Raw genomic sequence first — 23,055 nt, 5'->3', positions numbered from 1 at the left:
GTGCGCAACTTATGCACCGCCCCTCTTCATTGTGGAAAACCCTTTTAAAGCACCATAATTCAAGGGTTAAGCCGTCACGCAGTGGATAATCACGTCAATTGTCTATTTTTTGATCAGAAGCGTGAAAGCCACGGACTGCATGGCGCTTAGCCGACAGCAAACAACTTATCCACATAAGCGCTAACAGACTTTGTGGGCAAGTCAGCGAATCACACCTTCCTCGATGAATAACTTCAAAATGGCCTCGGCGCCCTCTTCTGCCGTCACACCCTTGAGCACTTGGCCAGAACCACCCACGGCCTTGGCCGTGGCTGCTTTCATGCGCTCTGCACCACTTTTCGCTTTAATCACTTTCAAACGCTTGGGGCGGGGCTTGGCAGGTTGGAAAAGCGGTGATGTGGATAACTCCTCCAGCACCACATCCACGGTTTCCACATTAACGTTACCCCGCGTGGCTGGGCCATAAGCGCTTTGCCGGGCCTTGGGGGCGGCGTTATCCACAGTGGCCATAAAGGGCAGGCGCACTTTCAGAAGACGACGTTGGCCACGGGGCAGCGCTTGCAGCACCAGCGCGACACCATTGTGGATAGATTCAATGTGCGCGATGCCCACCAGCAAGGGCCAACCCAATTGCTCGGCCAACAGATAGGGCAGCATGCCCGATCCTTCGCCGGTTTCGGCCTGACTGCCGGCGAGTACCAGTTGCACACCGGATTCACGCAAATAGTCCGTTAACGCTGGCAGTGCATCGGCACCCGCAGGCTGTTCCAGCACGTGCAATTCAGACAGGCCCATGCCCAGATAGGCCCGTAATGCCGGCTCATGGGGGTTGCCAGCGTGTAGCACGTGCAAGTTATCCCCAGCCAATTGCAGGCCCAGTTCGACTGCACGGGCATCGTGTTCGGCTCGTCGAGGGCGGCCCGAAGCCGGGTGCGCGCCGATGGATACCAGTGCAACAGTGGCGATGGTCATTTTTTAGTCTCCAAATCAAAAGCCCCTCACCCTAGCCCTCTCCCGGAGGGAGAGGGGACTGACCGCATGCAGATTCAAGAACACCGTGAACCAATTCCTCTCCCTCTGGGAGAGGAGGCTGACCGCATGCAGACTCAAAAACGCCGTGAGCCATTTCCCTCTCCCTCTGGGAGAGGAGGCTGACCGCATGCAGACTCAAAAACACCTTGAACCAGTTCCCTCTCCCTCTGGGAGAGGGCTAGGGTGAGGGGCTTCTAGGCTGCATCACGCTTAATCTCTTGCCGCCACTTATCCACAGCCACAATCAATGCCTGAAGAATCGCCGCACCCTCCCCAATCACTGACAAATCCGCCCGTTTGACCATGTCGCAAGCCGGGTCCAGGTTAATGGCCACCACTTTGTCGCAGGCACCAATCCCTTGCAGGTGCTGGATCGCACCACTGATTCCGACCGCCACATACACCCGAGCGGTCACCCATGTACCACTGGCACCCACCTGCTGCTCACGTCCCATAAAACCATCGTCCACGGCCACACGGGAGGCACCCTCCGTCGCCCCCAAGGCTGCAGCCGCCCTGTGGAAAAGTGCCCAGTCTTTAACGCCATTGCCACCGCTGAGAATAAATTCCGCTTCCGCCATGGGTATGGCAGCCGGATCGACCTCCACCGCGCCTAAGTCTTCGATTCGCGCCAAACACGGCACCACGGCTGTGGATAACTGCACCCCAATGACCTCGTGGCGTGTATCACTCACCGGCTCTGCACATTCCCCTGCCGCCAAAATGATGCGCGGTACCCCCCGCATCACGTCCTGCAAACCCGCGCCGGCGCGGCCGATACATTGACCGTCCTTGACCTGCCATACCCGCGTAGCCGGCCGCTCGCCCACACGGGCCGCAAAACGCCGCCCCAACTCCCCGCCGCTGGCACGGCTGTCGGGCAACAACCAATGCCGAGGCGCAAACTGAATATCCACAGCCTGTAAACCCAGCACCTGCTGCTCAGGGGCATAACCGTGACTGTCGAGCACCAGCAATCGATCAACGCCAGCCCGGTCAAAGGCCGTTTCTTTACAGTCACCCCACACCACCGCCAGCACTGCACCGTCTGCACCTGCCAGTTGCCGGGCCAGCCCCAGCACATCGCGGTCGTGGCTGCTCAAGCGCCCCCCCACCATGTCCGGCACCACGGCAATGTAGAACGCCGGGGCGGGCACTTGGTGCAGCGGTAACTGCACCTCAATGCTGGCTGAGCGCTTGCTGAGGCCAACCTGCTGCGCGCCGCTGCGGTCTATGCGTTTGATGCCGTTGGGCCCGATAAACCCGACGCCATGAACATTCCTGCGCATCACCCCGTTAGGCCCCATCCAGCGCTGTTGTGCCGGTTGCATCGCAACATGCAGCGGATGCAGACGATTACGCGCGATACGCTCGGCACGCGGGTCACGGCGTATAAGATCACTCATGCCATCACCTCAGGTTCCAGACGTTTAGCCGGTTGGGCGGGCGTAACGGGCTCGATCAGGGCATCGGCCACCCACTCGGCAATGTCCTTGATCTGCGGCCGTGGCTCGACCACGCCTTCAAGCATCGCCGTGCATTGCGGGCAGCCCACCGCCACCCGCTCGGCCCCCGTCTCGCGAATATCGTCCATGCGCATGTCGGGAATGCGCTGTTTGCCGGGGATGTCGGTGATCGGCGCCCCACCGCCGCCGCCACAGCAACGCGACCGAAACCCCGAACGCTGCATCTCCTTGACCTCGATACCCAGCGCACGCAACACCGTGCGCGGTGCCTCGTATTCGCCGTTATAACGGCCCAGGTAACACGGGTCGTGATAGGTCATGCTGCCGCCCGTGTCGGCCTTCAAATCCAATAAACCGGCCTTGATCAGTTCGGCCATAAAGGTGCTGTGATGGAGTACCTGGTAGTCGCCGCCAAACGCGCCGTATTCGTTTTTCAGCACATGGAAACTGTGCGGGTCACAGGTGACGATACGATTGAACCGGTACTGCGCCAGCGTCTGGATATTGCGTTTAGCCAGCCCCTGAAACGTGGCTTCATCGCCCAGCCGCCGGGCCACGTCACCGCTGTCGCGTTCCTCCAGGCCCAGCACCGCAAAGTTCACGCCCGCCGCTTTCAGCACTTTGACGAACGCACGCAAGGTGCGCTGGTTACGCATATCAAACGCACCATCACCCACCCAAAACAACACGTCCACCGCAGGGGTATCGCGCATCACGTCGAGGCTCAAATCGGCCGCCCAGTTCATCCGTCCGCCGGGGGCAAAGCCGCCGGGGTTGTCCGTGGCAATCAGGTTATCGAGCACCTGTGCACCGTTGTTCGGGGTGGCGCCTTTTTCCAGGGTGAGGAAGCGGCGCATGTCGACGATGGCGTCCACGTGCTCGATCATCATCGGGCACTCTTCAACACAGGCCCGGCAGGTGGTGCACGACCACAAGGTGTCAGCGTCGACCAGGCCATTGACGATGGGTTGGTGGGGGTTGCCGCCATGTTCGCCAATCGGCTTGCCGGGATAGGGGCTGCCGGCAAACTGCGCATCTGTGCCGCCCGCCAACCCGACGACCATGTCTTGAATCAGCTTTTTCGGATTGAGCGGCTGGCCTGCGGCGAATGCTGGACACGCAGCTTCGCACTTGCCGCATTGCACGCAGGCGTCGAAACCGAGCAGTTGGTTCCAGGTGAAGTCCTTGGGTTTTTCGACCCCCAAGGGCGCGCTGCGATCATTCAGGTTCAGGGGTTTTAAACCTGTGGAACGACCGCCACCAAAGCGCTCGGCGCGGCGGTGCCAAGCCAGATGCAGGGCACCCGCAAACGCGTGCTTCATCGGCCCGCCCCAGGTCATGCCCAAGAACATTTCCGACACGCCCCACGCCACGCCCACGGCCAACACTGCCGCCAACATCCAGCCGCCAAAGCCTTCAGGCAGCAACCCTGCGACGGGCAAGGTGAGGATGAAAAAACTGGCCGAGAACACCAGCAAGCTTTTAGGCAGGCGCATCCACGGGCCCTTGGACAGGCGCGCGGGGGGATTGAGGCGGCGCTTGAAGACGAATAGTGCGCCAATGAACATCAGCGCCGTGGCGAACAGCAACGCGTAGCCGAGGATGCGGTTATGCAGGCCCAGGCCGTGAACCAATATGGCCAGCAGTGCCGCCAACACAAAGCCCCCCGCCGTGGCGACGTGGGTGTTGGCCATGTATTTATCACGGGCGACGACGTGATGCAGGTCGACCATGTACCGACGCGGCATGGCCAGCAGACCGCCAAGCAGATCGACTTTGGACGGGCGACCCTGGCGCCACAGCTTGATACGGCGAAAGGCGCCGATGATGGCCAGGCTGAGCGCGGCGAAAAGCAGCAGAGGCAGTAGGACATTCAGCATGGGGGGCTCCCCTTGAAATTCGGTGGGGTCACATGACCCTCACCCTAACCCTCTCCCAAAGGGAGAGGGGACTGACCGCACTCGGACTCAAGATCACCACACATTGGCCCCCTCTCCCTCTGGGAGAGGGTTAGGGTGAGGGCCACGGTGTACTCAAAAATCCTTGCACAACCGCAGCGCGTCATAGATCGCCGCATGCACGTTGCGCTGAGCCACGCAGTCACCGATGCGAAACAGCAAGTAACCCTCACCCGCCTCACCCAAACACGGCTGCGGCTTGATCGCGAACAACGCTTCAACGTCAATCTGGCCCTTGTTGCGGGAGTCCTGTTTAAGCGCGTAATACAGCGCTTCATCCGGGCGCACGCCGTTTTCAATGATCACTTGATCGACCACCCGCTCTTCTTTGGCCCCCGTGTATTCGTTCTCCAGCACGGCCACCAACTGGTCGCCTTCGCGGTAGACCTTCTCCAGCATCATGTCGCCGGTCATGATCACTTCTTTGGGGTACAGGCTGCGGTAATAGGTGGGGAAGGACGTACCGCCAATCGCTACGCCAGGCTTGGTGTCGTCAGTCACAATCTCGACCTGCGCGCCCTTGTCCGCCGCAAAATCAGCCACCGACATACCGGTAAATTCGCAAATGGTGTCGTACACCAACACGTTTTTGCCCGGCGCGACCTTACCGTCGAGCACGTCCCAACTGCTCACCACCAGCCCTTGCGCCGCCCCCCAGTGCTCGTTCTGTTCCACAAAGGGGTGGCCGCCGACCGCCAGCACTACGATGTCCGGGCGCAGGTCCAGAACCGTCGGCACATCCGCCGCCGTGCCCAACCGCAAATCGACGTTCAAGCGCGCCAGCTCCAATTGAAACCAGCGCGTGATGCCAGCCATTTGATCGCGCTGTGGCGCTTTGGAGGCCGTGGTGATTTGCCCGCCAATCGTGTCTTTTTTCTCGAAAAGCGTCACGTCATGCCCGCGTTCGGCGGCCACCCGCGCCGCTTCCATGCCCGCAGGCCCTGCGCCAACGATCACCACCTTGCGTTTAGGCCCGGTGGTTTTCTGAATGATGTGCGGCACGCCCATGTATTCACGCGACGTCGCGGCGTTTTGAATGCACAGCACGTCCAGCCCCTGATATTGACGGTCGATGCAATAGTTGGCGCCCACGCACTGCTTGATCTGGTCAACCTGGCCCATTTTGATTTTGGCGATCAGGTGCGGGTCAGCGATATGCGCACGGGTCATGCCGACCATGTCGACGTAGCCGCCCTCCAGAATCCGGGTCGCCTGATTCGGATCCTTGATGTTTTGCGCGTGCAACACCGGCGCCTTGACCACTTCCTTGATGCCCGCCGCCAAGTGCAAAAACGGCTCCGGTGGATAACTCATGTTGGGGATCACGTTGGCCAGCGTGTTGTGGGTGTCGCAGCCTGAACCGACCACGCCGATAAAATCGAGCATGCCGGTGTCGTCGTAATACTTGGCGATCTGTTTCATGTCTTCATGGCTGAGGCCGTCGGGGTGGAATTCATCGCCGCACAGGCGGATGCCCACGCAGAAATCCGGGCCGACTTCAGCACGCACGGCCTTGAGCACTTCGAGACCAAAACGCATGCGATTTTCAAAACTGCCGCCCCATTCATCGGTGCGCTTGTTCACACGCGGGCTCCAGAACTGGTCAATCATGTGCTGATGCACCGCCGACAGCTCCACCCCGTCAAGGCCACCGGCCTTGGCCCGGCCTGCGGCGCTGGCGTAATTGCCGATGATGCGCCAGATCTCTTCCGGCTCGATGGTCTTGCACGTGGCCCGATGCACCGGCTCACGCACGCCGGAGGGTGACATCAGGGTCGGCCAGTTGAACCCGTCCCAGCGTGAGCGACGGCCCATGTGGGTAATCTGGATCATGATCTTGGCGCCGTGCTTGTGCATGGCATCGGCCAAATTCTGGAAGTGCGGGATGATGCGATCGGTGCTCAGGTTGACCGAACTCCACCACTCTTGCGGGCTGTCGATGGCCACCACCGAAGAGCCGCCACAAATCGCCAGGCCAATACCGCCCTTGGCTTTTTCTTCGTAGTACTGCACATAACGCTCGGTGGTCATGCCGCCGTCGGTGGCATACACCTCGGCGTGAGCGGTGCTCAGCACGCGGTTGCGGATGGTCAGCTTGCCGATTTTGATCGGCTCAAACATTGCTTCGAACGCCATATCCCGATCCTCGGCTTACAACGGCTTGACGATAAACAGACCGTGGTCGTGGCCTTCTTCCGAACCGCTGTACACCTGCTCGGCCACGGTACGAAGGCTGCTGCCCCGGGCGTGCAGAATCTGATCCATCGCGCCGGCAAACCAGCCCGTGAACATGTAATCCACCTTGCGCCCTACCTTGCCGTACACATAGACGAAACAAGAGTGTTCAAGCTTGATGGTGGCCGTACCCTTATCGAGGTCGATGTCCAGCAGCGTGAACAGCCCCCAGCCCCGTTGCGACAGGCGCTTCATGTAATGCTCGAACACCGCAACGCCCTCAAGGCCGTGGCATTCAGCTTCTTTTTCGCACCAGTGCCAGGCTGATTTGTAACCGGCCTTATAGAGAATCTCGGCATAAGCCTCGGCCCCCAGCACCTCTTCGATGCCCATGTGGTTATTGACGAAAAAGTGACGCGGCACATACAGCATGGGCAACGCGTCGGAGGTCCAGACGCCGGTTTCGCTGTCGACTTCGATAGGCAATTGCGGGGCGATTTTAGCCATGACATCACACTCCAAAAAATGATTGAGTCCCGTAGCAGCTGCCGAAGGCTGCGTCCGAGCGCGAAGCGATCGAAAACCAGACGCCTCGCTCTTGCGGGAAAATTGTGCAATACGGGTTTACGACTGCTTCGCAGTCGAACGCAGCCTTCGGCAGCTGCTACGCAAAAAGTGTGTTTGGGTTACTCGCCCCAAACGTCCTTGAGGACGCCGACCCAGTTCTCGCCCATGATCTTGCGCACCACGCGTTCGCTGTGACCGCGCTTGAGCAAGGTTTCGGTGAGGTTGGGAAACTCGCCCACGGTGCGGATGCCCAGCGGGTTGATGATCTTGCCAAAGCTGGTCAGACGGCGGGCGTAGCCCTTGTCGTGGGTCAGCATTTCGAAAAAGTCCTGACCGTGCCCCTGGGTGAAATCGGTGCCAATACCGATCGCGTCTTCACCGACGATATTCATCGTGTACTCGATGGCTTCGGCGTAGTCGTCAATGGTTGAGTCGATGCCCTTGGCCAGAAACGGCGCGAACATGGTCACGCCAACAAAGCCACCGTGGTCGGCAATAAATTTGAGTTCGGCGTCGGATTTGTTACGAGGATGTTCTTTCAGGCCGGACGGCAAGCAGTGCGAATAGCAGACCGGTTTTTTTGAGGCCAGAATCACCTCCTCAGAGGTTGTGGAACCCACATGGGACAGGTCGCACATGATCCCCACGCGGTTCATTTCAGCCACCACTTCGCGACCAAACCCCGACAGTCCGCCATCGCGTTCGTAGCAGCCAGTACCCACCAGATTCTGGGTGTTGTAGCACATCTGCACCACACCCACGCCCAGCTGCTTGAAGATCTCGATATAGCCCAATTGGTCTTCAAACGCATGGGCATTCTGAAAGCCAAAAATGATCCCGGTCTTGCCCTGCTCCTTGGCGCGGCGAATGTCGGCCGTGGTTTTGACCGGGATCACCAGATCACTGTTATCGCGAATGAGGGTCTGGCTGGCGACGATATTGTTGATGGTGGCCTGAAACCCTTCCCACACCGACACGGTGCAGTTGGCAGCGGTCAAGCCGCCCTTGCGCATGTCTTCAAACAAATCGCGGTTCCATTTGGCAATGATCAGCCCGTCGATAACGATGCTGTCTGCGTGCAACTCGGCTGGGCTCATCAGGCGTCCCCTTATCGGCGATTGCTGCGCCGAATCGTCTGCCGGCGCTTTGGGGCCAGCATAGGCTTGGGGTCAAAAACAGCCGGGTGCAAAAGCGACAGCGCGATTGCCGAAAGCGTCAATCAGCGCCTTGGCTGTTCATTGGCCGACGCATCAGCCAGAATCGGCTCCAACTCTGGATTAGGAAGCCGCAATGAAATCGATTCTCCTGGCCTTGGCGTTGATCACCAGCGGCGCCTACGCAGCCGATGATGCCGACTACAACCCGTGTGATGCCGTCGAAAACGACCAGCAAACTCTGGCGTGTTCCGTGTTCAGCAAAAATGCCGCCGAGCAATTGCTGACCGAAAACTACGAAGCCCTGCAGGCGCGCATGACCTCGCTGTACGGCTCAAATCCGACCCAACTCAATAACATCATCAGCAAGATCAAAGCCGCGCAGGCGCTGTGGCTGCATCAGCGTGACGCCGATTGCGCCATTGCGGTGTTCCCGGCCACGGCCGGCACAGACACCTACAACATCGCCCTGAATGACTGCATGGCCGCCATCAGCGACGACCGTTCAGAGTTTCTGGAATCGATCGGCCAGGAGTGAGCACAGCATTTGATACCCGTAGCAGCTGCCGAAGGCTGCGTCCGGCTGCGAAGCGGCCGTAGAACTGCAGATTGCAACCTTGCAGGCAGAATGTGCCCAGTGGGTTTACGACTGCTGCGCAGCCGGACGCAGCCTTCGGCAGCTGCTACGGATTGGCATTCGACTTGATGAGCACAGGTTTTATATGACTATTTGCGGTATCGAAATCAAAGGCAGCGAAGCGATCTTCGCGCTGGTAACGCCCCACCTGGAACACGTGGCCGTTGCCACTAAAAAGCTCGCCCTCGACGACGATGAGGACGCGGCCAGCGTCAAAGCCTTTGCGGCCAACCTGGCAGCGTTTGTAAAAGCCCAGGGCATCACCCGCATGGTGATCAAAAAGCGCAGTAAAAAAGGTGAGTTCGCGGGCGGCCCGACCACCTTCAAAATTGAAGGCATCCTCCAGTTGCTGGACGATTGCGACGTGCAATTGCTGTCACCGCAAACCCTCAACGCACAATTCAAAAAGCACGCTTTCGAACTGCCCGCCACGCTGAACAAGTATCAGCATGAAGCGTTCAAGGTCGCGTGCGCGGCGTTGCTCAAGGGCTAAGCGAGTCTCAAAACGACCCGTAATTAGGCAAACCGGACACCTCCCTTGCCGCTTTGCCAAAGCCCTACCAGAATCAAAGCTCCAACGCGTTTCACAGAAGGATAAAAAGCATGATGCACGCGGATTTGATTGATCAGCACGACTTGCTTAACCAACTGCGTTCACTGGGGTTTGAAGTGTCGGGCAGCGCCGACGAGGCGTGCAAAGCCGTGGTCTGTGGTTTGAACGATACCAGCGCGCAGGCGCTCAAGGGGCTGGTCGAAAAGCTCTACACCGGCAGCGCAACCATTTTGCCCGCCGTACGCGAGGCGATTGACCGGCACCTGCTGCCGGGCCTGGCGCAGTTCCAGCACCCCTCACCCCACTGAGAGTAAGGGGCCTGTAAGGGCTTTAAATTCTCACACTGGCAAAGGTCGATTCGTTGCGCGCCTGATGCAACGCCGACATCGGCCCAGCCAAAGGCGCCAGCAGCAGCGACTGCGTAATCGGCACCAGTGTTGAAGTCTGCTGAGCCGTATTGGAACCGACGCGCTCATCGCGTGGCGGTATGCCGAAATACTCGCGGTAACACTTGGAAAAATGCGGCGTCGACACAAACCCGCACACCGCCGCCACTTCGATAATCGACATGGGCGTTTGCTTGAGTAACTGACGCGCCCGCACCAACCTCAACTTGAGGTAATACCGTGACGGCGAACAGTGCAAATACTTCTGAAACAGCCGTTCCAACTGGCGCCGTGACACCGTCACGTACACCGCCAGCTCGTCCAGATCAATCGGCTCTTCCAGATTGGCCTCCATCAGGGCGACGATTTCCTGCAACTTCGGCTGATTGGTGCCCAGCATGTGTTTAAGCGGCACTCGCTGGTGATCCTGTTCATTGCGAATGCGTTCATACACAAACATTTCCGAGATGGCCGCCGACAACTCCCGGCCATGATCGCGGCTGATCAAGTGCAGCATCATGTCCAGCGGCGCGGTGCCGCCCGAACTGGTAAAACGGGTGCGATCAAGGGTGAACAACCGCGTGCTCATGGCCACCCGCGGGAAGGCCTCTTGCATCGACGCCAGGCATTCCCAATGCACGCTGCAATCAAAACCATCGAGCAAACCGGCATACGCCAGCGCCCAACTGCCGGTGCACACCGCGCCGAGGCGACGCGACTGGCGTGCCTGACTTTGCAGCCAGGACACATGCTCGCGGGTCACCGTGCGCTGAATACCAATACCGCCGCAGACGATCACCATGTCCAGCGCGGGTGCCTTGTACATGCTGGCATCGGGGGTCACTTGCAGACCGTCGCTGGCCCACACTTGGCTGCCGTCAGCGCTGAGGGTGCTCCAGCGGTACAGTTCACGGCCTGACAACTGGTTGGCCATGCGCAAGGGTTCAATCGCTGACGCCAGTGAAATCAGCGTGAAATTGTCCAGCAGCAAAAAGCCGATGGATTGAGGCGTACGGTTCTGGGGTTGGGCCCCGGAGTTGAACGACGTCATCGCGGTATCTCCTCACACAAGCGGGTGATGGCCTCAGGCGCAGGCTCTTGTTCTGGCCGCCGGTCAAGGAGGCTTGGCAATCACAACGCAATTGCCATGCCTAAACTTGAATGGCCATTCAACAACACCTGAAAACGACGTCGCAAAGTGTCTAGTCAACGGGGCAGCAAACCCGCGCGTAAACGCAATTTAAACGGCTGTAACATCGGGCACCGACCGTGTTGAGCACATCGGTAGCATTTGTGGGAAGCACCACGCGTTAAGCTCTGTGCACATGTCACAAAACGCACAGTGCTCCATAAGAGGTCGTTGCGCACTTAAACAGCGCCCGAATCAGTCCTTTGTACGACGCGTCCCTTTCAATCCGGTGAAACTTCCGAGAAAATCCCGTTCGCTTGCGCCTGCCAATCTCGAGGTCTAGTCTCGGCCCATCGCTGTCCATCAGCGGTCGGGTTTAGTAGCTCGACGATGTGATCAGGCGCAAGGCGCCACCTTAGCGAGGCGCTTTTTTTCGGCCAAACTTTATGGTGGCCGTGCGCAGGGCGCCTTCGGGTGCGCCGGTTTCCTGATCACCGGTCTACTAACCTGCGTACGGCTGCCACCCATTCGTTTAGTAGCGACAGGTGACAGCTCCTTTGATTGATTGGGAGATGTGCCATGAAAAAGATTACCCCCGACCCACCCTGTTTCACCCTGCACGATGCTGCTCAGCGCGATGCACAGTCGCTGGACCGCGCCGCCGCTGATCGCGCCCTCGACCACTACCTGCTCCCCCCTAAGCCTCTATGCCCCGCGGGTATGCCCACGTATGCCATCCCCGACAGTGTCAATTTAGAAGCGGCTTTGGCCCAAGCGTCAGACTTGTTGCGCTGCGCGGGGGCTTCGGCGAATGAGGCGGGGAAGGGGTTGAGCGGGTTGCAGCGCGATCTGGTGTTATCGGTGACGCATTTGGTGGAGCTGGCCAAAGCCTATGTCGATAAATCGCTGGACGGTCTGACGACGCACTGAGCCGCGCGCGCCTGAGGCAAGCAGGCGCGTTAAAACCCGGTCAGTCCTGATGTTGTGTGTTTGGCCTCAACCCGCAGGCACTAACTGCCATTTCTGGGCGAAGGTAGAAACCGTACTGGATCGTAGGAACCACCCTGCACCCCCTCTCTGATAATCCTCGCTTGATCGAAAACAAAGCCGTCTTTAAGTAATACTCTTCTAGGCCAGGGTTCGATTCGAGGCACATGTTCCGCGATAAATTCAGGCTCTATACGACAGGGTTTGTTCAAATAGCCGGTGACCGGAAGCCCCATATCATTTGCCAAGTACTGGGCAAATGAAGCCTCTTTTAAATCGGCCGAGTGACACATCACTAAATTTATTTCTTTAATGCCCTTAAAACTCACCTTCTTTGATAACAGTTTGCTGAGCATGGGTGCACCGAGGGGGCGGTCCCCTGAGAGCATATACCCGAAACTTATGCCACCACGGGTTGTATAAATGTTTCCATGGCCTGCGACCAATTGCGTGGTGAATTTGCCAAATTCATCTTGCTGCCTCGCCACGTAGATGTCCGGTATCAACTGTCTGAAATCTTCCAGTGCTTCATACCCCCTTTTCGCCAAAGCAAGAGGTGGCGCGGCGAGCGCTATCGGCTTTGCGGCTGAACGCTTGCCCGCCAGCCCGGTAACTGCGCGGATTAATCGCCGCCAGAAATGCCCGCTCGGATCGACTCGATTAACAGGGTCACCCTCGCAATAGCCATAGCTGTTAATCCCGCCTCGCCCAAAAGGGCTCCAACTGTCCGGGCTGTTAAAGCGCATCAATACCGGGTTAAACGCCCGATAGCCGTTGCCCAATAGATAGTGACCCGTGACCGGGTCGGCACGTTCGCCGTTAAACCCCAGCACAGGAGGCTCGCAACTATGGCCATAGGGGCTATAGGCAGCGCTGCGACTGCCATCAGGGCTGACCACCTGCAAGACCGACCGCTGCATGCCTGAGGCCAATAAGCTGCATTCACTGGCCTCACCATCAGCGCGTGTCTGGGCCAATACCGTGTCGCCACTTTGAAAAACGCTGTAGCGCACCGTGCCCTGAATCTCAGTCGTCATGCGTGAGTGATGATAAAAACGCTGAGTATTTGCCGAATGAGTCAAGCGATTCAACGGGTCGTATCGGTAATGATGAGTCAACATGGGCAGGCTTCGAGATAAGTAGGAAAGTGCAACGAGCGTGCTCCCGAGGGCACCGTCTGCCTACTGGTCGTTCTGACTAAAAGACCGTACTCGCAAGGTCTCTCAGCGCTGTTAAATCTCGTTAAATCGCGCCAGGCGACAGCTCATTTATGGATACGGAGTGACGCGTTAAAAAACGCCCGCCAAAGGCAGATATGTCGAGGGATTGATCCTCTAGGTTGGGAATTAACCTCTGCCGACACGCCCGAGTGGCGTACACGGCTGCGCGACATAAACAAAGGCGGGACCACTTTCTGGCAGGCCGATGACACCTACCAGACCATGCTAAGCCTGCACCGATTCAAGGACGACAGGCACCCTGATGAGGAGCGTTATCTCATCAGCCTCTCCATCGGCAATATTTGGGTACCGCGCGAAAAAAACTAATCCGCCCTCAACACTCCACCGCACTCACCGCCAACCCGCCGCGTGAGGTTTCTTTGTATTTGTCGTGCATGTCGGCGCCGGTGTCGCGCATGGTGCGGATCACGCGGTCCAGCGAAATAAAGTGTTGGCCGTCGCCGCGCAGGGCCATTTGCGCGGCGTTGATGGCTTTGACGGCCGCTATGGCGTTGCGCTCGATACACGGCACTTGCACCAGCCCGCCCACCGGGTCGCAGGTCAGGCCCAGGTTATGTTCCAGGCCAATTTCGGCCGCGTTGCACAGCTGTTCCGGCGTGGCGCCGAGGATTTGCGCAAGCCCCGCTGCCGCCATGGCGCAGGCAGAACCCACTTCGCCCTGACACCCCACTTCGGCCCCCGAAATGGAGGCGTTCTTTTTGCACAAAATGCCAATCGCCGCCGCACTCAATAAGTAGTCCACCACGTGGGCTTCGCTGACGTCATCGCTGAATTTCATAAAGTAGTGCAGCACCGCCGGGATGATGCCCGCCGCGCCGTTGGTGGGCGCAGTGACCATGCGCCCGCCCGCCGCGTTTTCTTCATTGACCGCCAGGGCGAACAGGTTGACCCATTCCATCGCGCTCAAGGTTGAGCCGATGACGTTGGGTTTACCCAGCTCCTGCAAGCTGCGGTGCAAGCGTGCAGCACGGCGGCGCACGTTCAAGCCGCCGGGCAGGATGCCTTCGTGTTTGAGGCCTTGTTCCACGCAGTCCTGCATGGCGCGCCAGAGCGTCATCAAGCCACAGCGGATTTCGTCTTCGCTGCGCCAGATACGTTCGTTGGCCATCATTAATGCAGCGACGCTCAGATGATGTTCATGGCACAGCTGCAGCAATTGCGCAGCACTGCAAAAGTCATAGGGCAAGGCCGTGCGGTCCATGTCCAGTACGCCACTGGCCGCTTGGGCGGCGTCCACCACAAAACCACCCCCGACGGAGTAGTACGTGTCGCGATATAACTCGCCTTGCGCACTTTCAGCGATCAAGGACATGGCGTTGGGGTGGAAAGGCAGGTTCTCGTCAATCAGGCGCATGTCCTGCGACCACTCGAAGGCAATCGGCAAATGACCGTCCAGCAGCAACGTTCGACGCTCACGCAGTTGGGCAATGCGTGGGCCAATGCAGGCCGGGTCGATGGCATCCGGCCACTCGCCCATCAAGCCCATGATCACGGCGTTGTCGCTGCCATGGCCAATGCCGGTGGCCGATAACGAACCATAGAGTTGCACTTCAACGCGGCGCACCTGTGGCAACTGGCCTCGCTCGCGCAACCCCTGCACAAACAGCGCCGCCGCCCGCATCGGGCCCACGGTGTGGGAGCTGGAAGGGCCAATGCCGATCTTGAACAGGTCAAACACGCTGATAGCCATGAACAGGAACCTCGACAGTGATTGCCTGCATCATCGGCTCTTTGTGGCGCGCCAAAACGTCCAGCTACGACCCGCTATTGCCTGCCAGCGCCTTGGCCGTTTTTGCCGGTGCTGACAGGTGAATCCATCACTTTTTGGCGCATAAACGTCCAGATACGACCTGGCTGGCATCAGATACGACCCTACCTGTACTGGATGCGACGCCCCCTGTAGGCGTTTGATTTTCGCTGTTACATGATCAGTCTCGACTCGATTGCAAGATGCGCGGGCTTCAGCGTGCCGAGCATCACCCAACCGCAACTGTTACGGGCGGGTTTTCGTATCGAAGACCGCCATTTAGACACTCAGGAGTCGTTCCATGAAACATTCCTCACCGTTGTTGTTGGCTGCATTGCTGAGTCTGAACGTCTCTGCCCAGGCTGCAGAGCCGGAGCAATGCAACACGGTCAATTTCTCGGATGTCGGCTGGACCGACATCACCGTCACCACCGCCGTGACCAGCGAGGTGCTCAAAGCCCTCGGCTATAAAACCAAAACCACCATGATTTCAGTGCCCGTTACCTATAAGTCGCTGGCCGATGGCAAGAACATGGACGTGTTTCTGGGTAACTGGATGCCGACCATGGAAAACGACATCAAACCCTACCGTGACGCGGGCACTGTCGAAACGGTGCGCGCCAATCTCGAGAACGCCAAATACACCCTCGCCGTGCCACAAGCGCTGTATGACAAGGGTTTAAAGGACTTCTCCGACCTGCCGAAATTCAAAAAGGAGCTGGACGGCAAGATCTACGGCATCGAGCCGGGTAACGATGGCAATCGCATGATTCAGACCATGATCGACAAGAACGCCTTTGGCCTTAAGGACGCCGGTTTCAAGGTGGTCGAGTCAAGCGAAGCCGGGATGTTGTCGCAGGTAGATCGCGCTCAACGCCGGGGCACCGACGTGGTGTTCCTGGGCTGGGAGCCGCACCCGATGAACACCCGTTTCAAGATGAAATACCTCACCGGCGGTGATGAGTTTTTCGGCCCCAACTACGGCCAGGCAACCATCTACACCAACACGCGCAAGGGCTACACCGAAGAGTGCGCGAACGTGGGCCAACTGCTGAAAAACCTGGTGTTCACCCTCGACATGGAAAGCACCCTGATGGGCAAGGTGCTGGATGACAAGGTCAAACCGGACGTGGCCGCCCGCGCGTGGCTCAAGCAGAACCCGCAGGTGCTGGACACCTGGTTGGCGGGCGTGACCACCGTTGATGGCAAGCCGGGCGCCGAGGCCGTAAAAGCCAGCCTCGCGCAGTAATCGCGGGTGCCAGGCGGCCTGCCCGTCTGGTGCCGTTTCAATTCCCCCTGCATGCGGATGTTCACAACCATGCTGATCGATCAAAAAATCCCGCTGGGCGAGTACATCGCAGGCTTCGTTGACTGGTTGACGCGACACGGCGCCAGCACCTTCGATGCCATCGCGAGCACCCTCGAAACGATGATCCACGGCGTGACGTTTGCGCTGACCTGGTTCAACCCTTTTGCCTTTATCGGGCTGGTGGCGCTGCTGGCTCATGTGATCCAGCGCAAGTGGGGGCTCACGGTATTTGTGGCCCTGTCGTTTCTGCTGATCCTCAATCTGGGCTATTGGCAAGAGACCATGGAAACCCTGGCGCAGGTGCTGTTCGCCACCTTTGTGTGCGTGATCATTGGCGTGCCGCTGGGGATTCTCGCCGCGCACAAACCGATGTTTTACACCTTTATGCGCCCGGTTCTGGACTTGATGCAGACCGTGCCGACCTTTGTTTACTTGATTCCGACGCTGACTCTGTTTGGCCTTGGGGTGGTGCCGGGGCTGATTTCAACGGTGGTGTTTGCGATTGCGGCGCCGATTCGCCTGACCTATCTGGGCATTCGCAACGTGCCCCATGAATTGCTTGATGCGGGCAAGGCATTTGGTTGCTCGCGCCGCCAGTTGCTCACCCGCATCGAATTGCCCCACGCCATGCCGAGCATCGCTGCGGGGATCACCCAATGCATCATGCTGTCGCTGTCGATGGTGGTAATTGCCGCGCTGGTGGGCGCTGACGGGCTGGGCAAGCCGGTGGTCAATGCCCTGAACACGGCCGATATTGCCTTGGGCTTTGAAGCCGGGCTGGCCATTGTGTTGCTGGCCATCATGCTTGACCGGATCTGCAAACAGCCCGACGCCAAAGCAGGAGCCGACGCATGAGCATTATTCGTTTCGATAAGGTCGACGTTATCTTCGCCAAAGACCCGCGCGAGGCGCTTGGCCTGCTGGATCAAGGCTTGTCGCGGGATCAGATCCTGAAAAAAACCGGGCAAATTGTCGGCGTCGAAAAGGCCAGCCTGGACATCGACAAAGGTGAGATCTGTGTGTTGATGGGCTTGTCGGGCTCCGGCAAATCCAGCCTTTTGCGCTGTATCAACGGCCTTAATACGGTGAGCCGCGGTCAGTTATTTGTGGAGCATGAAGGCAAGCAAATCGACATCGCCTCATGCACGCCTGCCGAGCTGAAAATGATGCGCACCCAACGCATTGCGATGGTGTTTCAAAAGTTCGCGTTGATGCCGTGGCTGACGGTGCGTGAAAACATCAGCTTTGGCCTCGAAATGCAGGGCCGCCCGGAAAAGGAACGGCGCACGCTGGTGGACGAAAAGCTGGAGTTGGTGGGCCTGACCCAATGGCGGAATAAAAAACCGGATGAACTGAGCGGCGGCATGCAGCAACGGGTCGGACTGGCCCGGGCGCTGGCGATGGATGCCGATATTTTGTTGATGGACGAGCCGTTTTCAGCGCTTGATCCGTTGATCCGCCAAGGCTTGCAAGACGAGTTGCTGGCGCTGCAACAAAAGCTCAGCAAGACCATTGTGTTTGTCAGCCATGACCTCGACGAAGCGCTCAAGCTGGGTAGCCGTATTGCGATCATGAAAGACGGCAAGATCATCCAGTACAGCAAGCCGGAAGAGATCGTGCTCAACCCGGCGGACGATTACGTGCGCACCTTTGTCGCCCATACCAACCCGCTGAACGTGCTGTGTGGCCGCAGCCTGATGCGCACGCTGGACAACTGCAAACGCGTCAATGGCTCGGTGTGCATTGATCCGGGGGATGATTCGTGGATCGACCTGGCTGAAGGCAACACCATCAAAGGCGTGCGCCAGGGTGCGGGCGCGCTGGACTTGCAACATTGGCGCAGCGGGCAGGCGGTAGAAGGGTTAGGACGCGGTCCGACGCTGGTGGACAGCAACATTGGCATGCGCGATGCATTGCAGATTCGTTATCAGACGGGCAACAAGCTGGTGCTGCATGACAACCAGAAAGTGGTGGGGATATTGGGGGATACCGAGTTGTACCACGCGTTGTTGGGCAAGAATCTGGGTTAGCGGAAAAGCCCCTCACCCTAACCCTCTCCCGGAGGGAGAGGGAACCGATTGGGGGTTATTGACGTTTTGCATTGACCTGACAGGACACAGCTGCAACCACACACGACGCGGTCAGTCCCCTCTCCCTCCGGGAGAGGGTTAGGGTGAGGGGCTTTGGCACTCCTCAGCTATAAACCCTGCCAAGGAGCTGGCGATGGCTTTCAAACTGGTCGAGCACATCACGGCTGATTTGCTCTTGGGTAAAGCCCATCAGGTCGTACTCTTGATTGCCGTTGTGCAGGTACACCTCGGCCCGGTAATAACGACTGCGCACTTCATCGTCACCCGAGTCGCTCGGTGCCGCCAAATAGCCGTCCAAGCTGACCTCGTAGACAAACGGATTCCCTTCGTCCATCTCCACCCGCAAGCCCATGCAGCGCTTGGCACTGCCCAACAGGGTTTGCACGTCCAGCCCCTGACTGCGCAGCTGTACGGCGGCTTCTTCCAGGGCCGGGGTCACGTGTTTGTCCATGAAACGCTGCACCACCGCTTGCGTGGGTTGCAGGTCTTGGGCCGTCAAACGCTCGCTGAATCCGCGACGACCACGCGCCGCCAGTTCAGCCTGTTCCAATTCCATCTGGGTGTCCTGACGCATGGCCTTGTGCAAGCCAAACATGAACAGCACCAACACCACCGAAAACGGCAAGCCCGCCAGCACGACCATGGTTTGCATGGCCGCAAAGTTACCGGCGAACAACAGGCCAATGGTCACCAGCGTGATCACCGCCGACCAGAAGATACGCAACCAGTGCGGGGCGTCTTCATCAACGTCACCGCCTTTGCACGACAGGTTGGCCATCATCACCGCGCCAGAGTCCGCCGGGGTCAGGAACAGCACAAAACCGACAAAGATCGACACACCAATCACGATTTTCGACGCAGGGTAATGCTCAAGCAGTTGATAGATGGCCATCGACGGTTGTTCCAGCGCGGTTTTACCCAGCTCGACCGCTCCTTGATTGACCACCAGCTCCAGCGCCGAGTTACCGAAGATCGACAGCCACGCCAAGGTAAAGCCCAGCGGGATCAGCAACACACCTGCCACCAGTTCACGCACCGTACGACCACGGGAAATACGCGCGATAAACATGCCCACAAACGGTGCCCAGGAAATCCACCACGCCCAGTAGAACAAGGTCCACAGGCCCAGCCAGCCTTCGGTTCTCGGTGTATCGCCCACGTACACGTACAAGTCGAAGGTTTTCATGATGATGCCGTTCAGGTAATCACCCGTGTTCTGCACCAGGCCATTGAGCAGGTGCAGGGTGGGGCCAAACAGCAACACGAAAATCAGCAAACCACTGAACAAAACGATGTTGAGGTTGGAGAGCCGACGAATGCCGTTTTCTACCCCCGAGACTGCCGCGATGGTAGCCACGGTGCTCATCACGATAATCACGATCAGCAAGTTGGTGTTGCTGTGCTCCATGCCGAACAGGTTCTCAAGCCCCGACGACACTTGCATCGAGCCGATGCCCAAGTTGGTCACCAACCCGAGCAACGTCACGAACATGCCAAAACCATCCACTGCGTGGCCCGCCGCGCCTTTGACCCAACGCTCGCCCATCAACGGGTACAGCGCCGAACGCAAGGCCAGCGGCTGGTTGTGACGGTAGGCAAAGTACGCCACCGCCAACCCCACCAACGCGTAAATCGCCCAGCCATGCAGGCCCCAATGCAGAAACGTCAGCTGCAAGGCTTGCCGTGCGGCCTCATGGCTGCCCGACACGCCTTCGGGCGGATTGAAGTAGTGGTCCAGCGGCTCCGAAGCACCGAAGTACAACAGCGAAATACCGATACCCGACGAAAACAGCATCCCCGCCCACGCGCCGTAGCTAAAGTCGGGGGTGTCCTGTTTGGTGCCCAGTTTCAATTTACCGTAGGAAGAGAACGCCAGCCCGACGACAAAAATCAGGTAAGCGGCGATCACTACCATGTAGTACCAACCGAAGCTGCGCGACAGCCATTGCTGGGCAACTCCCAGAATACGGCCCGCTTCTTCGGGAGCCGCGATCAAAATGGCAGTGAGCAACAGTATCAAGGCAGTGGAGGTGTAAAACACCCAACCGTTGACCGTCACCTTTTGCGGTGGGGTCTTTATTAGAGAAGCAGAACTCATGGCACGGATGCTCCAGGCAGCGCGAGAGAAAACTTGAGGCAGCACGCCACCCGACCATCTTCCTAGATAGCGACCAACGGTCGGGTGATATAAAGGCACCGCTAAAAAACCTGATTCACCCTGTCGTATGCGTAGGCGCCCACAGGGGTTACCGGGAATTAAAAGTGCCGTTTTGCGCCATTCACGCGTAGGAAAACGGCATGAATCGCGACGAATTGTCGCAGAGCTTATTCTTTGTTGATTGAACGTTCAATCAAAACAAAATAGACTGGCCGTCGTTCAGTGATTCAATTGCACTGCTCGCCGGCCCAAGGAGACGCACGAAATGCCCAAGGTCGGTATGCAACCCATACGCCGTCAGCAGTTGATCGAAGCCACGTTACAGGCGGTCGATCAGGTCGGGATGGCGGATGCCAGCATTGCGCTGATTGCCCGTTTGGCCGGTGTGTCTAACGGCATCATCAGTCACTACTTCAAAGACAAGAACGGACTCATTGCCGCCACCATGCGGTACTTGATGAACGTCTTGATCGACAACGTCACCGAACGTCGTCAGGCGCTGAGTGACGACAGCCCGCGGGCTCATTTGCAGGTCATCGTCGAGGGCAACTTCGACGCCAGCCAGGTCAATGGCCCGGCAATGAAAACCTGGTTGGCCTTTTGGGCCGCCAGCATGCACCAGCCGTCGTTGCACAGATTGCAGCGCATCAACGACCACCGTTTGTATTCCAATCTGTGCTGCCAATTTCGACGTGTACTGCCCCAGGCCCAGGCCCGCAGTGCGGCGCGCGGTCTGGCGGCATTGATTGATGGTCTATGGTTGCGGGGTGCCCTTTCCGGTGATGGCTTCGACACCGATCAGGCACAACGCATCTGCTACGAATATATGGATCTACAACTGGCGAAACAGGTGAGTTAGGCCTCAATAAACGCTTAACCCCTGAACTGTCGTGACGTTGAGTTGCCCCAGTTAGATGGCAACCGGCTTCACGACCAACGCCAACCACTTTATGCACTTGCGAGGATTTTATGGCCCGTTTCGAACTGCAAAAACTCTACATCGACGGTGGCTACACCGACGCCGGTAGCGACGCTACCTTCGATGCCATCAACCCGGCTAACGGCGAAGTCCTCGCTCAAGTGCAACGCGCCACCAAAGAAGATGTTGAACGTGCTGTAGTCAGCGCCGAAAAAGGCCAGAAAATCTGGGCCGCCATGACCTCCATGGAGCGTTCACGCATTCTGCGTCGTGCTGTCGACATCCTGCGCGAGCGCAACGATGAGCTGGCCGCGCTGGAAACGCTGGACACCGGCAAGGCCTATTCTGAAACCCGCTACGTTGACATCGTCACCGGTGCTGACGTGCTGGAGTATTACGCGGGCCTGGCGCCTGCCATCGAAGGTGAGCAAATCCCGCTGCGTGACACCTCGTTTGTTTATACCCGTCGCGAGCCGTTGGGCGTGGTCGCCGGTATCGGCGCGTGGAACTACCCGATCCAGATCGCCCTGTGGAAATCCGCACCGGCACTGGCCGCGGGCAACGCCATGATCTTCAAACCCAGCGAAGTGACTTCGCTGACCACCTTGAAACTGGCGGAAATCTTCACCGAAGCTGGCCTGCCAGACGGCGTTTTCAACGTGCTGACGGGCAGTGGCAGTGAAGTCGGCGCCTGGCTGACCGAGCACCCGCGCATCGAGAAAATCTCGTTCACCGGCGGCGTTCAAACCGGCAAGAAAGTAACCGCCAGCGCCACGCAATCGACCTTGAAAGAAGTGACCATGGAGCTGGGTGGCAAGTCGCCGCTGATCATTTTCGACGACGCCGACCTGGATCGTGCAGCGGATACCGCGATGATGGCCAACTTCTACAGTTCGGGCCAGGTGTGCACCAACGGCACCCGCGTGTTTATCCCGACTGCGCTCAAAGCCGCGTTTGAAGCCAAGATTGTGGAGCGCGTTGCTCGCATCCGCATCGGCAATCCGGAAGATGAAAACACCAACTTCGGCCCACTGGTCAGCTTTGCTCACATGGAAAGCGTGCTGGGCTACATTGCCAAGGGCAAGGAAGAAGGGGCGCGCCTGCTGTGCGGCGGCCAGCGTCTGACGGAAGGCGAACTGGGCAAAGGCGCATTCGTGGCACCGACCGTGTTCAGCGACTGCACCGATGACATGACCATCGTTAAAGAAGAAATCTTTGGCCCAGTGATGAGCATCCTCACTTACGACACCGAAGAAGAAGTGATCCGCCGCGCCAACGACACCGAGTTCGGTTTGGCGGCAGGCCTTGTGACCAAAGACTTGAGCCGCGCCCACCGCGTGATTCATCAGTTGGAAGCGGGCATTTGCTGGATCAATGCGTGGGGCGAATCCGACGCGAAAATGCCGGTGGGCGGTTACAAGCAGTCGGGCATTGGCCGTGAAAACGGTATCAGCTCGCTGGCGCAATACACCCAGATCAAATCGGTGCAGGTCGAGTTGGGCGATTACGTTTCGGTGTTTTGATAGCGGCAAGCTTTTAGCTGCAAG

The 23,055-nt window shown here is 58.4% G+C and carries 19 protein-coding genes; 9 read left to right on the top strand and 10 right to left on the bottom strand.

The features are described 5' to 3' along the window. Window positions 1–201: 201 nt before the first annotated feature. The 6 genes from etfB to FJD38_RS14590 all read right to left on the bottom strand — a co-directional run bounded on the left by etfB (window position 202) and on the right by FJD38_RS14590 (window position 8,295). The gene (gene etfB, locus FJD38_RS14615; protein ID WP_146385924.1) at window positions 202–972 is read right to left on the bottom strand and encodes an electron transfer flavoprotein subunit beta; all 771 of its coding nucleotides are present in this window, start codon (window positions 970–972) and stop codon (window positions 202–204) included. Between the two features lie 254 nt (window positions 973–1,226). Further along, a complete protein-coding gene (gene etfA, locus FJD38_RS14610; protein ID WP_146385922.1) occupies window positions 1,227–2,438 on the bottom strand; it encodes an electron transfer flavoprotein subunit alpha in 1,212 nt (403 codons plus the stop codon). Then, window positions 2,435–4,378 (bottom strand): dimethylglycine demethylation protein DgcB, encoded by a 1,944-nt coding sequence (gene dgcB / locus FJD38_RS14605; protein ID WP_146385919.1) that lies wholly within the window; start codon window positions 4,376–4,378, stop codon window positions 2,435–2,437. The genes etfA and dgcB overlap by 4 nt, the downstream gene beginning before the upstream one ends. Before the next feature lie 153 nt (window positions 4,379–4,531). After that, complete coding sequence (gene dgcA, locus FJD38_RS14600; protein WP_146385917.1) at window positions 4,532–6,592, bottom strand: dimethylglycine demethylation protein DgcA; 2,061 nt, start codon at window positions 6,590–6,592, stop codon at window positions 4,532–4,534. Between the two features lie 15 nt (window positions 6,593–6,607). Beyond that, window positions 6,608–7,138, bottom strand: a complete 531-nt coding sequence (locus FJD38_RS14595; protein ID WP_122785414.1) for a 4-vinyl reductase — start codon at window positions 7,136–7,138, stop codon at window positions 6,608–6,610. Between the two features lie 179 nt (window positions 7,139–7,317). Next, on the bottom strand, window positions 7,318–8,295 hold the full coding sequence (locus tag FJD38_RS14590) for a dipeptidase (RefSeq protein WP_122785415.1): 978 nt from the start codon (window positions 8,293–8,295) through the stop codon (window positions 7,318–7,320). A 193-nt stretch (window positions 8,296–8,488) separates the two neighbouring features. Here FJD38_RS14590 and FJD38_RS14580 point away from each other — a divergent pair, with 193 nt between their 5' ends. The 3 genes from FJD38_RS14580 to FJD38_RS14570 all read left to right on the top strand — a co-directional run bounded on the left by FJD38_RS14580 (window position 8,489) and on the right by FJD38_RS14570 (window position 9,850). Next, complete coding sequence (locus FJD38_RS14580) at window positions 8,489–8,890, top strand: lysozyme inhibitor LprI family protein (RefSeq protein ID WP_122785417.1); 402 nt, start codon at window positions 8,489–8,491, stop codon at window positions 8,888–8,890. Between the two features lie 184 nt (window positions 8,891–9,074). After that, on the top strand, window positions 9,075–9,482 hold the full coding sequence (locus FJD38_RS14575) for a DUF3010 family protein (RefSeq protein WP_122785418.1): 408 nt from the start codon (window positions 9,075–9,077) through the stop codon (window positions 9,480–9,482). 110 nt (window positions 9,483–9,592) lie between these two features. Then, window positions 9,593–9,850 carry a hypothetical protein gene (locus FJD38_RS14570; protein ID WP_122785419.1) on the top strand — a complete coding sequence of 86 codons (258 nt, stop codon included), beginning with the start codon at window positions 9,593–9,595 and terminating at the stop codon, window positions 9,848–9,850. A gap of 22 nt (window positions 9,851–9,872) precedes the next feature. On the opposite strand, the gene gbdR is transcribed toward FJD38_RS14570, so the two are convergent. Then, on the bottom strand, window positions 9,873–10,979 hold the full coding sequence (gene gbdR / locus FJD38_RS14565) for a choline metabolism transcriptional regulator GbdR (RefSeq protein ID WP_146385913.1): 1,107 nt from the start codon (window positions 10,977–10,979) through the stop codon (window positions 9,873–9,875). A gap of 657 nt (window positions 10,980–11,636) precedes the next feature. Here gbdR and FJD38_RS14560 point away from each other — a divergent pair. Beyond that, window positions 11,637–11,987 (top strand): DUF6124 family protein, encoded by a 351-nt coding sequence (locus FJD38_RS14560; RefSeq protein ID WP_122785421.1) that lies wholly within the window; start codon window positions 11,637–11,639, stop codon window positions 11,985–11,987. Between the two features lie 80 nt (window positions 11,988–12,067). On the opposite strand, the gene FJD38_RS14555 is transcribed toward FJD38_RS14560, so the two are convergent. Beyond that, window positions 12,068–13,165 carry an RHS repeat-associated core domain-containing protein gene (locus FJD38_RS14555; protein WP_146385911.1) on the bottom strand — a complete coding sequence of 366 codons (1,098 nt, stop codon included), beginning with the start codon at window positions 13,163–13,165 and terminating at the stop codon, window positions 12,068–12,070. Window positions 13,166–13,598: 433 nt separating this feature from the next. Continuing rightward, the gene (locus FJD38_RS14550) at window positions 13,599–14,975 is read right to left on the bottom strand and encodes an L-serine ammonia-lyase (RefSeq protein ID WP_146385909.1); all 1,377 of its coding nucleotides are present in this window, start codon (window positions 14,973–14,975) and stop codon (window positions 13,599–13,601) included. A 358-nt stretch (window positions 14,976–15,333) separates the two neighbouring features. Here FJD38_RS14550 and FJD38_RS14545 point away from each other — a divergent pair, with 358 nt between their 5' ends. From FJD38_RS14545 to choV, 3 genes are all read left to right on the top strand, one after another. Beyond that, window positions 15,334–16,281 (top strand): choline ABC transporter substrate-binding protein, encoded by a 948-nt coding sequence (locus FJD38_RS14545; RefSeq protein WP_122785424.1) that lies wholly within the window; start codon window positions 15,334–15,336, stop codon window positions 16,279–16,281. A 69-nt stretch (window positions 16,282–16,350) separates the two neighbouring features. Then, entirely contained in the window at window positions 16,351–17,196 is an 846-nt protein-coding gene (choW, locus tag FJD38_RS14540) for a choline ABC transporter permease subunit (protein WP_146385907.1), read from the top strand. Continuing rightward, window positions 17,193–18,371, top strand: a complete 1,179-nt coding sequence (choV, locus tag FJD38_RS14535) for a choline ABC transporter ATP-binding protein (protein ID WP_146385904.1) — start codon at window positions 17,193–17,195, stop codon at window positions 18,369–18,371. Before choW ends, choV begins: the two co-directional genes overlap by 4 nt. 163 nt (window positions 18,372–18,534) lie before the next feature. On the opposite strand, the gene FJD38_RS14530 is transcribed toward choV, so the two are convergent. Beyond that, window positions 18,535–20,472 carry a BCCT family transporter gene (locus FJD38_RS14530; RefSeq protein ID WP_240891161.1) on the bottom strand — a complete coding sequence of 646 codons (1,938 nt, stop codon included), beginning with the start codon at window positions 20,470–20,472 and terminating at the stop codon, window positions 18,535–18,537. Between the two features lie 382 nt (window positions 20,473–20,854). Here FJD38_RS14530 and betI point away from each other — a divergent pair, with 382 nt between their 5' ends. Beyond that, the gene (gene betI, locus FJD38_RS14525) at window positions 20,855–21,448 is read left to right on the top strand and encodes a transcriptional regulator BetI (protein ID WP_122785427.1); all 594 of its coding nucleotides are present in this window, start codon (window positions 20,855–20,857) and stop codon (window positions 21,446–21,448) included. Window positions 21,449–21,558: 110 nt separating this feature from the next. Further along, window positions 21,559–23,031 (top strand): betaine-aldehyde dehydrogenase, encoded by a 1,473-nt coding sequence (betB, locus tag FJD38_RS14520; protein ID WP_122785428.1) that lies wholly within the window; start codon window positions 21,559–21,561, stop codon window positions 23,029–23,031. The last annotated feature ends 24 nt before the right edge of the window (window positions 23,032–23,055 follow it).

The sequence above is a fragment of the Pseudomonas saxonica genome, assembly GCF_007858365.1.
In the GTDB taxonomy this organism is placed as follows: Bacteria; Pseudomonadota; Gammaproteobacteria; order Pseudomonadales; family Pseudomonadaceae; genus Aquipseudomonas; species Aquipseudomonas saxonica.
This window is presented reverse-complemented; position numbering and strand designations above follow the sequence as displayed.